Here is a 12,825-nt window from a genome sequence, read left to right as displayed (position 1 = left end):
GGAACGTCCCTAGAGATACTCAACTTAACCAAAATTTTCCCACTACCTACCTAATACCTACCTAACAAACAAGGAATTAAACATGGAACCTAGCTCCGAAACTACTCAACTCTCAAATCAGCAACGTCTTTTATTAGCAGTCAAAAAAGCAACTGCCAAACTAAGTCAAATTGAAACAGCGAGTACCGAACCAATAGCAATTATTGGTACTGGTTGTCGTTTTCCAGGAGGTGCTGAAACTCCAGAATCTTACTGGGAATTTCTCAGGGAATCAAGAGATGGCAGAGTAGAAATTCCCAAAGAGCGCTGGAACAATGACCTCTACTACAACCCAGACCCAGAAGCACCAGGTCAAATATATGTTCGTCACGGTTATTTTCTCCAACAATCCGTAGACAAGTTTGACCCTGCCTTTTTTGGGATTTCTGGAGCAGAAGCAGAGAAGATAGACCCATCACAACGACTTCTGTTGGAGGTGAGTTGGGAAGCATTAGAAAATGCAGGTATTTCACCCAGAAGTTTGAAAAATACGGAAACGGGAGTCTATATAGGTCAATGTTTTAATGATTACGCCTTGATTGGTCAAAATGCTTCACCTGGTAACTTGGGTGATTTTTATCTAGGTCTAGGTACAGCGATGAATATTTCGTCTGGTCGGATAGCTTATGTTTTTGGACTGCAAGGACCAACTTTTACCCTAGATACAACTTGTTCTTCCTCTTTAGTTACTTTGCATATAGCTTGTCAGAGTTTGCGGAGTGGAGAATCTAACCTTGCTCTAGCAGGTGGAGTAAATTTAATGCTTCATCCCACTGTGACTCATGGGTTCTGTAAAGGTCGAGCATTATCTCCTGATAGTCGTTGCAAGACTTTTGATGTCAGTGCTGATGGTTATGCAAGGGGAGAGGGTTGTGGGATAATTGTCCTCAAACGTCTTCGGGATGCTGTGGCAGATGGCGATCGCATTTTGGCTCTGGTGAAAGGTTCTGCGATTAACCATGATGGTCCTAGTAGTGGACTGACAGTTCCCAATCAACAAGCTCAAAAGAAGGTACTCCGGGAAGCTCTGGTAAATGCTAAGGTAAGTCCCTCAGAGGTAGACTATGTTGAATGTCACGGTACGGGAACTTCTCTGGGAGACCCTCTGGAAGTCAAAGCTATTGATGAGGTTTATTGTGGAGAAAGAAGTAAGGAAGACCCTCTGATTATAGGTGCGGTGAAAAGTAATGTGGGCCATTTGGAAGCTGCTGCTGGGGTTGCAGGTTTAATGAAGATTATTTTAGCTCTGCAAAATCGGGAAATTCCCCCGAATCTTCACTTTAATCAACCTAACCCTCAGATTGATTGGAATCGAATTCCGGTAGAGGTAGCAACAAGTGTGATACCTTTGGAAAAACCAGATAAACCTCTGTTGGCAGGAATTAGTGGATTTGGCATGAGTGGTACTAATGCTCATGTGATTTTACAAGAAGCACCACAACAAGTTAAAAGTGAAAATGAGACAGAGCGATCGCTCCATTTATTAACTCTGTCAGCAAGAACTGAAAAAGCTTTGGCAGATTTGGTTGTTCGTTATCGAAATTATCTGGAAAAAGAAAATAATGAGGATGAATTAGCTGACATTTGTTATACAGCTAATACAGGACGGACTCATTTGAATCACAGATTAGCAATTATCGCAGCTAATCAAGCAGAGTTATTGGAGAAATTAAGCGCTGGTTTAACAGGGGAGGAAATCTTCTCAGGACAGGTATCTAGTAGTGCTTTACCAAAGGTAGGTTTCTTATTTACTGGTCAAGGTTCCCAATACGTTAATATGGGCAAGGAGTTATACGAACAAGCACCAGTTTTCCGACAGGCGATCGACCAATGTGCTCAAATTTTCAGTGCAATTGTGGAGGAACAACCAGAATCAGAACAGGTTTCTTTGTTAGATGTTATATATACAGAAGATTCTGAGTCATCACCTCTAAACCAAACAGCTTATACCCAACCAGCTATATTTTCCATAGAATATGCTTTGGCTAAATTATGGCAATCCTGGGGTATTGAACCAGATGTAGTCATGGGTCATAGTGTAGGTGAATATGTGGCAGCAACAGTAGCAGGAATCTTTAGTTTAGAAGACGGATTAAAATTAATTACTGCCAGGGGACGGTTAATGCAGCAGCTACCCCCAGGAGGAGAAATGGTAGCTGTGATGGCATCAGAATCAAAAGTGAAAAAGCTCCTCACACCTTATACAGATAAAGTAGCCATAGCAGCAATAAACGGACCAAAAAGTGTAGTAATTTCAGGAGAAGCGGAAGCAGTAGGAGAAATAGTCAAGAGCTTAGAATCAGAAAAAATTAAAGCCAAAAAATTACAGGTATCTCACGCCTTCCATTCCCCATTGATGGACCCAATGTTAGCAGAATGGGAAGCAGTAGCTGAGGAATTAACTTATAATCTACCAGAAATTCCAGTCATATCTAACGTTACGGGAAAGGTCGCAGACGAAAGTATCACAACAGCTAAATATTGGGTAGACCATGTACGTCAACCAGTCAGGTTTGCTCAAGGTATGGATGCTTTACAGAAAGAGGGTGTGGAAATCTTCTTAGAAGTAGGACCGAAACCAATATTGTTGGGAATGGGTCGTCGGTGTTTGCCAGCAGATGTAGGTGTTTGGTTGCCATCATTACGTCCAGATACAGCAGACTTTTCCCAGATTATTGCTTCTCTGGGAGAGTTATATGTGCGGGGAGTAAAGATAGACTGGGTAGGATTTGATCAACAATATAGTCGTCAGAAAGTTACCTTACCTACTTACCCATTCCAACGACAAAGATTCTGGGTACAGAACTATTCCCAGGGATCAAATTCTGTTTCAGTCAGTAATGATTTGCTGACAGAGGAGGGAACATCAAATTCTGTATTAGGTCATAAATTACCTTTACCCTTTGCCCAACAATTCCGTTTTCAGACTAAATTAACACCTGAGTTTCCTTCTTATCTGAAAGACCACAAATATTACAACAAAATAGTTGTACCTGGTACGTCTCATATTATTTCTGGTTTCCTTGCTGGTAAAGAAGCATTAAACACCGAGTCTTGCGTTGTGGATGATATTGAATTTTTACAGATATTGGGAACAGATGAAACTTCTAGTCGTACAGTGCAAGTGCTTCTAGAGCAAGAAAAAGAAACAGAATATACTTATCAGTTGATAAGTTGTGAAGCAGGAGAAGAATACGACCCATCAACAACTTGGACGGTTCATGCTAAGGCAAAAGTTCGCTCTGTGAAGAACTCAGAGTTACCAAAAGAAAATATTGATATTGCAGCAGTCAAAAACCGATGTACTCAGACTCTCTCCAGCGATGAATATTACTCAATTGCACTGAAACCTATGAAGGGAGATTTTTACCTAGGACCGACATTCCAATGGACGGAAAAAGCGTGGATAGGTGGTACAGAGGGGTTGGTAAAAATCAAATCAGCTCAAAATAATCAAGAAATGCAGAAATATTGGCCTCATCCTGGTATGGTTGATTGTGGACTTATGCCAGTAGCTCTGTTGTCAGTAGTTCGGGAGTTGTCTCAGAATACTGAGAATAATGGTAATGGTCAAACATCTCTCATTGATACTGAAATAGAAATTCCTGCTTATGTATTTTCTGGAGCGAAGAGTTTTAAGTTTTTTGAGAATTTTGATATTGATGATGAATTGTGGTACTACACCAAAATTGACGAGTCAAGTTCTTTTGAGAAGGAAGAATTTCTAGGTGATACTTACTTGCTGAATGGAAATGGGAAAGTATTAGCAGAATATAATGGTATAGATTTCCGTCAACTAAGTCGGAAGTTATTGTTGAGGACCTTTGGGTTAGATTTTAGTCAGTGGTACTATCAAATAGAATGGCAACCTGCTGCTTTGACTCCTAGTGAAACACAGGAACCAGGAACTTACCTACTATTTTGTCCTACAGGGGAATCAAATAGTAAGTCAAAACCATGGAGCGATAGTCTGAACTCCCAATTATTAGAACAAGGTCATCAGTGTATTGTTGTCTATCCAGGAGATAGTTACAAGAATTTATCTTCAGAAGCAAAACAACAAACGATTCAATTATCTCCAACAGACCCCGAACATTTCCAAAAGTTACTTGATGAGGTAAATGAATTAACAGAAGAATTGCCCTTGCAAGGTGTGATTCACCTCTGGAGTTTAGATACAGATGTAGCAGAGTTAGCAAAAGCAGAAGAGGTAATTTGTGGTAGTATTATCAACCTATTGCAAGGGATGCGATCGCTTGAACAATCACCTCCTCTGTGGTTAGTGACTCAAGGTGCTGCATTAGGATTTACTTCTCAGGAGTCAGAAGTCAGTAGTAATATTCAACCTCAACAAGCACTTTTATCGGGGTTAGGCAAATCCATAACTCTGGAGTATCCCCAGTTATACTGTCGTTGTTTAGACCTAGATCCTAATACTGAGGCATCAGAAAACTTAAAAGTTTTACTCGATGAGGTCGCCAACCATCAACCATCAACCAGTTGGGAAAATCAAATCCGTTATCGTCAAGGAGAACGTCAAGTAGCAAGACTAATTCAACCCAGGTTAGATACAGATGATGCCAAATTAACTATTGAGACCGAAGCAAGTTATTTAATTACTGGTGGTTTAGGCGCTCTAGGGTTAGAAGTGGCTCAGTTCCTAGTCAAACAAGGCGTTAAGAGTATAGTCTTATTAGGCCGCAAATCTCCTTCAGAAACTGCTCAGGAAAGTATTCAAGAGTTAGAAGCAGCAGGCGCTCAAGTTTCAGTATTATTGGGAGATGTGTCTGTGGAAAAAGATATGGTAGAGATTTTCCAACAGATACAAGATACCTTACCTCCTCTGAAAGGTGTAATTCATGCTGCTGGAGTTGTAGATGATGGATTTATCCAACAAATGAGTTGGGAACAGTTCACAAAAGTGACCGCTCCCAAAGTAGCAGGAACTTGGAATCTACATAAATTAACAAAAGATATACCATTAGATTTCTTTGTTTGTTTCTCCTCCCTAGTATCAATGTTAGGTTCCCCCGGTCAAGGTAACTATGCTGCAGCTAACGCCTTTATGGATGCAGTTGCCCAATACCGTCAGAATTTAGGATTACCAGGAGTGAGTATTAACTGGGGACCTTGGGCAAATATTGGCCTCGCTGCTCGCATGGGGGCACAACAACAAAGTCGTATAGAAAGCCAAGGTTTACAAGGAATTCAATCAGAGCAAGGGTTACAAGCTTTAGAAGAAGTATTAGCAACTCAGGAACCACAGATAGGAATATTTAATATTGACTGGTCACACTTGTTGAGTCAATTGGGAGCAGCAACTCCGCCATTTCTATCGGAAATAGCAAGTCAGCATCCACTCAAAGGAGCAAACCAGGGACCAAAACAACAGGAATTCATAGAAGAACTGAAGGTAGCAACAACTGAGCAACGCCAAAGTTCAATTGTGGATTATTTGCTTGGTATTGTTGCTAAAGTATTGAGATTGAGTAAAAGTGATTTACCAGACCCAGAAGAAGGATTCTTTAATTTGGGGATGGATTCCCTAATGGCACTGGATTTTGGCCGTATGATTCAGACAGATTTAGGGATTACTTTGTCCTCAACTTCTACTTTTGAGTATCCAAATATTCAGACTTTAGCTGAATATCTAGAGGGAATAATTCCGAAAATTGAGCAGACGGAAACTGAGTCTGAGACAACTGATACTGCCATTGATTTAAAAAATCTAATTGCAGAGGTTAGTCAGCTTTCAGCAGACAACATGGATGAAGCTATTGATGATGCTCTGAATCAACTTTATCAGTCTATTTATGTTGGAAATTAAGAAAGTTCCAATCAGTTAACAGTTCTCCGTAATTAACTAGCTATCAGCTATCAGCATTTCAGCTAGCCTCCAAAAGAGGAACTTCGTTAACAGCTTTTTGACCTGCTGAGTGCTGAATGCTATTAAAAAAAAGGAGAGTAGGGGTTTGGTCTCCAAACCCTATATAGAGAAAGGGAGTTAGATGCTCCCACTAACTAAAACCTCAGATGTACCAAACAAGGAATTAAACATGGAAGCTAGCTCCCAAACCCAACTGTCAAATCAGCAACGTCTTTTTTTAGAACTACAAGAAGCAACTGCAAACGCTGAACTGTCAAATCAGCAACGTCTTTTATTAGCAGTCAAACACGCAACTGCTAGGTTAAATGAAATTGAAACAGCAAGTACCGAACCAATAGCAATTATTGGTACTGCTTGTCGTTTTCCAGGAGGTGCTGATACTCCCGAATCTTACTGGGAATTTCTCAGAGAATCAAAAGATGGCAGAGTAGAAATTCCCAAAGAGCGATGGAATAATGACCAATACTACAATCCAGATCCAGAAGCACCAGGCAAAATCTATGTTCGCCACGGTTATTTTCTCCAACAACCCGTAGACCAGTTTGACCCCGCCTTTTTTGGCATTTCTGGGGCAGAAGCAAATAAGATGGACCCATCACAACGACTTTTGTTGGAAGTGAGTTGGGAAGCATTAGAAAATGCAGGTATTTCACCCAGGAGTTTGAAAAATACGGAAACGGGAGTATATATAGGTCAATGCTTTAATGATTATGCCTTGATTGGCATCAATTCTCTCCCTAATAACTTGGCTGATTTTTATTTAGGTCTAGGTACGGGGATGAATATTTCGTCGGGTCGGATAGCTTATGTTTTTGGACTGCAAGGACCAACTTTGACCCTAGATACAACTTGTTCTTCCTCCTTGGTTACTTTGCATATAGCTTGTCAGGGTTTGCGGAATGGAGAGTCTAACTTGGCTCTAGTCGGTGGAGTAAATTTAATGCTTCATCCCACTGTGACTCATGGGTTCTGTAAAAGTAGAGGATTATCTCCTGATAGTCGTTGCAAGACTTTTGATGCTAGTGCTGATGGTTTTGCCAGGGGAGAGGGTTGTAGCATAATTGTCCTCAAACGTCTTCGGGATGCTGTGGCAGATGGCGATCGCATTTTGGCTCTGGTGAAAGGTTCTGCGATTAACCATGATGGTCCTAGTAGTGGCCTGACAGTTCCCAATCAACAGGCCCAAAAGAAGGTACTTCGGCAAGCTTTGGCCAATGCCAAGGTAAACCCATCAGAGGTAGACTATGTTGAGTGTCACGGTACGGGAACTTCTCTGGGAGATCCTCTGGAAGTCAAAGCGATCGATGAGGTTTATTGTCAAGAAAGAAGTAAGGACGATCCTCTGATTTTGGGTGCGGTGAAAAGTAATGTGGGGCATTTGGAAGCGGCTGCGGGTGTTGCAGGTTTAATGAAGATTATTTTGGCTCTGCAAAATAAGGAAATTCCACCAAATCTTCACTTTAATAAACCTAACCCTCAGATTGATTGGGATAAAATTTCGGCAGAGGTAGCAACAAGTGCGATACCTTGGGAAAAACCAGATAAACCTCTGTTGGCAGGAATTAGTGGATTTGGCATGAGTGGTACTAATGCTCATGCTATCTTACAATCAGCACCAGAACAGGTGAAAAGTAAAAATGAGACAGAGCGATCGCTCCATGTATTAACTTTGTCCGCTAGAACCCAAAAAGCTTTGGCAGATTTGGTGGTTCGTTATCAAAATTACCTGGAAAAAGAAAATAATGAGGATGAATTAGGTGATATTTGTTATACAGCTAATATAGGACGTGCCCATTTGAATCAAAGATTAGCAGTTATTGCAGCTAACAAAGCGGAGCTATTGGAGAAATTAACGGCTGAGGAAATATTCTCAGGACAGGTATCAAGTAGCACCATACCAAAGGTGGCTTTCTTATTCACAGGTCAAGGTTCCCAATACGTTAATATGGGTCGGGAATTATATGAGCAAGCACCAGTTTTCCGACAGGCGATCGAGCGGTGTAATGAAATTTTCAGTGCAATTGTTGAGGAACAAGAAGAATCAGACAAAATTTCTCTGTTAGATGTTATGTATTCTGACACTGAAGAAGATTCATCCCCCCTACACCAAACAGCTTATACTCAACCAGCACTATTTGCCATAGAATACGCCCTAGCTAAATTATGGGAATCTTGGGGAATCAAACCAAATGTAGTCATGGGTCACAGTGTAGGTGAATATGTGGCAGCAACAATAGCGGGAATCTTTAGTTTAGAAGACGGATTAAAATTAATTACTGCCAGGGGACGATTAATGCAAGAGTTACCCCCAGGAGGAGAAATGGTTTCTGTTATGGCATCAGAATCAAAAGTTCGTCCTCTCCTGACGAATTACACAGATCAAGTAGCTATGGCAGCGATTAATGGACCTGCAAGTGTGGTGATTTCTGGGGAGTCAGAAGCGGTAAGGGCGATCGCTACTAAGTTAGAGTCAGAAGGAATTAAAACGAAACAACTGCAAGTATCTCATGCTTTCCATTCACCTCTAATGGAACCAATGTTAGAGGAGTTTGAGGAGATAGCTAATCAACTTGACTATAAGACACCCAGGATTCCGGTAATATCTAACGTCACAGGGACAAAGGCAGATAGTAGTATTACTACCGCTAAATATTGGGTAGATCATGTCCGACAACCAGTTAAGTTTGCCCAAAGTATGGATGCTGTGCAGCAACAGGGAATTGATATTTTCCTAGAAGTAGGACCAAAACCAATATTATTAGGTATGGGGCGTCGATGTTTGCCAGAAGATGCAGGTGAGTGGTTGCCATCATTACGTCCTAATGTGGATGAATGGCAGCAAATACTTTCTAGTCTATCAGAATTGTACGTTCGGGGAGCAAAAATAGATTGGTCAGGATTTGACGGAAATTATCATCGACAAAAAGTGGCCTTACCTACTTATCCTTTCCAACGACAAAGGTATTGGATAGAAAATGAGAAGTCGGGGTTATCAGAATCAACTCTTACTCAGATAACAGACACAGCAACAGAAACTTTAACCAAGCAACTAGCAGAAACAGGTAATCTCTCAGAAAGTGAACTGGAGTTAGTGCCGAAAATACTAGAGTTGCTGAAACAACAACAGTTCAAACCTGCTATAGAGTTGGAGCAAAAGTCTACAGAATCAGAAGATTTAGTTTCCCCTTCATCAGTAATAGATATTGAGAAGTTACAAGCTGCTCCAGCACCAGAACGTAAGTTGATGATAGTAGAGTATTTGCAGAAGTTGGCAATTAAGGTACTGCAATTAAATACTTCTGAAGGTTTAGACCTCAACGAATCTGTTCTAGAATTAGGTTTTGATTCTTTGAGCGTTGTGGAACTCCGGAGCAAAATCGAAAAACAACTAGCAGTAACTATACCTGCTAGCTTAATTTTGCAAGGTCCTAGTATCATGGAATTAGCAGAAGCATTGGTTGAACAATTGACTGATAGTGGTTCTGACCAAACTCCAGTTGAGGCCAAAAAAGAAGGCGGTTGGATTGCATACCACAAACCAAAACCTAATGCAAGTACCCGTTTATTCTGCTTCCACCCCTGGGGTGCCAGTGCTTCTATCTATCAACAATGGTCTGATGCTTTGCCTCCAGAAATAGAAGTTTTACCCATTCAACTACCAGGTAGACAAAGACGTCTTCAGGAACAACCTTTTACAGATTTTGCCAGTCTAATTGAGGTTTTAGCAGATGTCCTTTCTCCTTATTTAGATAAACCTTTTGCTTTCTTTGGTCATAGTATGGGAGCGTTTATTGCTTTTGAGCTTGCCTATTTTCTCGAAGAAAAACATAATTTGAAAGCAATGCAGTTGTTTCTAAGTGGTGTAGTTCCACCATCAGATAATACTTTGTTAGAAAAAATAGAATCTCTTTCAGAAGCAGAACGACTCAATTATCTTCTAGAAATTTCAGAAATTCCCAAAACTATTTCTGAAGATCCATCGCTTTTCAATGAATTAATGAATATCTTTAAGGCAGATTTTCAACTGTTAAAAAGTTACTACTATCACTATGTAGAGAAAAAGCCACTAAATTGCCCCATCTCTAGTTTTAGTGGAGTAGATGATAATACACTTAGCGATCGCCAACTTTCTCATTGGTCTGAGTATACTAACAGCAACCTCAAAATAGATCGGATACCTGGGAAACATATGTTTATGTTTTTGAAAGATAGCCAAAAATTACTTTTGGAGCTAATTTCTCAAGAACTTTTACCACAATTAATTACTCAATAAATTATTAGGGTGCAAAGTTTGCACCCTTTTCTAATAAAATTTAAAATTAAGGAGGGTTTTCCTAAAAAGGCAAGGATAAAAAGAATAAGTTTATGAAGCGCAAAATTTGGGTGTTTATTACTACCTTCCTTCTATTTTCTAGCTTAGGTATAGCCTCGTATTATGGCAATACTTTCGATTCAGGAAAAACTTATGAACAAAACAAACTAATAGATATAAGTTCAGAAACAAATTATAATTCAAAAAAAGCTGTTGCCAATAGGCAGACAGATGTTCTTAAAGATTTAGTAGGAGAAAAAATGAGTGATAATTTAATCTCAAAAGATAATTTAGTAGGCACTTGGAAACTTGCTGATTTTTACACTGTGGATGCTAAACAAAAAATTGATTACCCATACGGTAAAAATCCTACAGGCTATCTTGTATATACTGAAAATGGATATGTTTCTGTGACAATTATGACCACAGATCGCCCACTTCTTGGCCTCTCAATGGAAGAAATGCAAGAGTTGAAAGATGTTAAATTGGGACTAAAATTAATCGCCAATCTTGGGAAATCTATTAAGGCAAGCTTGAGATATTTTAGCGCTGCTAGAAACTATCTTTCTTACAGTGGTAAATATGAATTACGAGATAGTACAGTTATTCACCATGTTGAAGTTAGTGTAATTCCTGATTGGGTTGGTGTAGACCTTGAACGTAATGTGGAATTTTCAGAAGGCAAAATTATACTCTCAAATAACATCAAAGCTGTATTCTTTAGCGTAACTTGGAAACTTGTTTCTTAGGCTTTTTAATTACAAATGATTCTGTGTTGTATAATTATTCCCAGGTAGAATAGATATCTTGTCTATTTGTTATATTTTCGAGGCTGAATTATTACCTGAATAAATATACATTTAATATAGAGAAAATTATTGGAGAAATCACAATGAATAAACAAATTTCTAGTAACTCAGAAGAAAACTTAGAAATTGCGATTATTGGTGCTGGAATATCTGGTATGTGTATGGCAATTAACCTCAAAAAAATTGGTATCACAACCTTCAAAATTTTTGAAAAAGCAGATAACGTAGGGGGGACATGGCATGATAATACATACCCTGGTTGTGGTTGTGATACACCATCTATTTTATATTCATATACCTTTGAACCCAAAACTGACTGGAGTCGGAATTATCCCAAACAACCAGAAATACTTGAATATCTAGAAAACTGTGCTGATAAATATGATATTAGAAAACATATTACTTTTAACACAGAAATTACTAAGACTGTTTTTGAAGCAGAAAAAAATATTTGGCGTATTTATACTGCTTCTGGAGAAGAATTTTCTGCGAATATTTTAGTTAGTGCTTGTGGACAATTAAATCAACCAAAAATTCCTCATATTGATGGTCTAGAAACATTTTCGGGAACTCAATTTCATTCCGCTCGTTGGAATCATGACCATGATTTAAAGGATGAAACAGTAGCAGTAATTGGTACTGGTGCAAGTGCAATTCAGTTTATTCCAATTATCGCTCAACAAGTGAAAAAATTGATTGTTTTTCAACGTAGCGCTCCATGGATTTCACCTAAACCTGATTTTAAATTTTCAAACTTTTTTCATTGGTTAGGTAAAACTTTCCCATTCATACTTAGATTGTACCGATGGTTCTTGTATTTAGCCCTGGAATATTTTGTTATTTATATAACAGTACAACAAGATACTATCCCCGGAAAACTTGTTACTGGTTTGCTTAATTTCATAAGAAATCGAATTGTCAAAGATGAAAATCTTAGAGCTATTCTGAAACCAGACCATGAAATTGGTTGTAAGCGGATTTTAGTTTCCAATGATTATTATCCAGCTCTACAACTTCCTCATGTAGAAGTAGTTGCTGATGAAATTAAAACTATTAATCAGAATCAAATTATTACCAAAGATGGTAGGGAATATCCCATAGATACCTTAATATTTGGCACAGGATTTAATACAGTCCTTTTATCATCACTTAAAATTGTTGGTTTGAACAATCAATTGTTACAAGACAAATGGCAGGATGGCTCAGAAGCATATAAAGGCATTATGGTTCCTGGATTTCCTAATATGTTTATGCTTTATGGACCTAATACAAATACAGGTACTCAGTCAATCACTTTTATGGTTGAATGTCAAGTTCATTATATTCTTTCTTGTATCAAAATGATGCAGAAGCAGTCACAGAAATATTTAGATGTGAAGTCTGATATTAATTCTGAGTATAACAAAAAAATACAGATTGCTGCTGCTAAAACTGCGTGGAGTGGTAATTGTAGTAGTTGGTACAAAACAAAGACTGGCAAAATTGTCAATAATTGGCCTTTTTCAACTGCACGTTATTGGCTGACCACTTTTCAAGCTAATCCCAAGGACTTTAATTTTTCTTAACCTGTTATTAAAGGTGATAATTATTTTGTCAAAATACTTTTGTGTAGAAACAAAAATCTTGTATACTTAGTTTGTTTGGTTAAGTTTTTGTTTCTCACAAAAATTAACAAGGACAACATAATTCTTAATTAGGGTTTGCTGAAAAAGTATAAGTGTTAATTAATTGATAATTGATAATGGATAATTGATAATTACCTCTCCCTTTTAGGGAGA

Annotated in this window: 4 protein-coding genes; all 4 read left to right on the top strand. The window is 38.7% G+C overall.

The features are described from left to right. Nucleotides 1–82 precede the first annotated feature (82 nt). The 4 genes from ACP6PK_RS06385 (at nt 83) to ACP6PK_RS06370 (ending at nt 12,612) form a co-directional block, all read left to right on the top strand. A complete protein-coding gene (locus ACP6PK_RS06385; protein WP_426558743.1) occupies nt 83–5,866 on the top strand; it encodes a type I polyketide synthase in 5,784 nt (1,927 codons plus the stop codon). A gap of 229 nt (nt 5,867–6,095) precedes the next feature. Then, nucleotides 6,096–10,199, top strand: coding sequence for an alpha/beta fold hydrolase (locus tag ACP6PK_RS06380; protein WP_426558741.1), 4,104 nt, complete (start codon nt 6,096–6,098; stop codon nt 10,197–10,199). A 92-nt stretch (nt 10,200–10,291) separates the two neighbouring features. Next, nucleotides 10,292–10,987, top strand: coding sequence for a lipocalin-like domain-containing protein (locus tag ACP6PK_RS06375; protein ID WP_426558739.1), 696 nt, complete (start codon nt 10,292–10,294; stop codon nt 10,985–10,987). A 143-nt stretch (nt 10,988–11,130) separates the two neighbouring features. Next, nucleotides 11,131–12,612, top strand: coding sequence for a flavin-containing monooxygenase (locus tag ACP6PK_RS06370; protein WP_426558737.1), 1,482 nt, complete (start codon nt 11,131–11,133; stop codon nt 12,610–12,612). Nucleotides 12,613–12,825: the final 213 nt, after the last annotated feature.

Source organism: Dapis hubbardiae BLCC-M172 (genome assembly GCF_050016015.1).
Lineage (GTDB): Bacteria > Cyanobacteriota > Cyanobacteriia > Cyanobacteriales > Microcoleaceae > Trichodesmium.
Note: the sequence above shows the minus strand (reverse complement) of the source record. Positions and strands in the feature narration are given on the sequence as shown.